This window comes from Mesorhizobium sp. M4A.F.Ca.ET.020.02.1.1 (assembly GCF_004022645.1).
GTDB lineage: Bacteria > Pseudomonadota > Alphaproteobacteria > Rhizobiales > Rhizobiaceae > Mesorhizobium.
On sequence record NZ_RZOI01001084.1, the window covers coordinates 1 to 1,402 of the forward strand.

The 1,402-nt window shown below is 61.2% G+C and carries 2 protein-coding genes; both read left to right on the forward strand.

Annotation, left to right across the window (positions count from 1 at the left end):
- The coding region (locus EN742_RS35005; RefSeq protein ID WP_148670527.1) for an ABC transporter permease at nt 1-687 on the forward strand (687 nt) is incomplete at its 5' end.
- Between the two features lies 1 nt (nt 688).
- Nucleotides 689-1,402 (forward strand): ABC transporter permease (locus EN742_RS35010; RefSeq protein WP_148670528.1); only part of this gene is annotated, 714 nt, incomplete at its 3' end.

Genomic DNA, 1,402 nt, shown 5'->3' on the forward strand with positions numbered 1-1,402 from the left:
GGCCAGGACAGCACGCTCTACCTCAACGTGCTTGGCCGCACCTTCATCATTGCCCTGTCAGCGACGGCCATCTGTATTCTGCTTGCGTTGCCGGCCGCGCATCTTCTGGCCAGCGTCAGTCAGATGACGGCCAATTTCCTGATGCTGGCGCTGCTGTTGCCGTTGTGGACGTCCGTGCTGGTGCGCTCGACGTCCTGGCTGGTCATCCTGCAAAAGAACGGCGTCTTCAACCAGATGCTGATCGGATTGGGGATCATAAATGCTCCCCTCGAGCTCGTCTACAACCGCGTTGGCGTGCTGATCGCGCTTACCCACATATTGCTGCCTTATGCAGTGCTGCCGCTCTATGCTTCCATGAAGGCGCTGCCGCGCTCGCAGATGCAGGCCGCTCGATCGCTCGGCGCCGGTCCGCTCAACTCCTTCTTCCGGATCTACCTGCCGCAGATCGTCCCGGGCATCTCGGCCGGCGGGCTACTCGTGTTCATTCTGGCGTTGGGCTACTACGTCACGCCGTTGCTTCTTGGCGGCCAGGGCGACCAGATGCTGCCCTTCTACATCGCCTACAACACACTACAGGCGCTGAACTGGGGGCTTGCGGCGGCTCTCGCCAGCATCCTGCTCATCGCGACAGTCCTGCTCTATTCGCTTTACGTTCGACTTGTCGGCGTGCAGCGGGTTGGGGTCTGACATGGTGGACAGCACGCGCATCTGGCTCTGGGGTGCCCGGCTTGCCGGAGCGTTGGTTCTGGTCTTCCTGCTCTTGCCGATCTTCGCCATCGTGCCGCTTTCCTTCAATGGCGGCTCGATCCTGGCCTATCCGCTGCAAGGCCTGTCGCTGAAATGGTACGCCGCCGTCATCTCGACGCCACGCTGGATCCATGCGGTCGGCAATTCGTTGATCGTGGCATTTTCGACAGTCGCCATCGCGACGCCTCTCGGCACGCTTGCCGCGCTTGGTCTCGACAGGATTACCTTTCCAGGAAAATCCTTGCTGATGGCGCTCCTGATTTCGCCGATGATCGTGCCGGTGATCATCACCGCGGTGGGGGTTTACTTCTTCTTCGCTCCACTTGGGCTTGCCAACAGCCTGACCGGCCTGGTTCTGGCTCATTCCGTCATCGCCGTTCCGCTCGTGCTGGTCACCGTCAATGCGTCGGTCAGCCAGTTGGACAAGGGCTTGCTGCGGGCCGCTGAGAGTCTTGGCGCGCCGCCTATTACGACCTTCCGCAGGATCACCATTCCGCTCATCTTGCCCGGCATCGTCTCGGGGACGATCTTTGCCTTCGCGGCTTCGTTTGACGAAGTGGTCATTGCCCTCATGATCACGGGACCTGGCCAGAAAACCCTGCCGCGGGAGCTGTTGAGCGGCACGAGAGAGAATCTCGACCCGACCGTGCTGGCC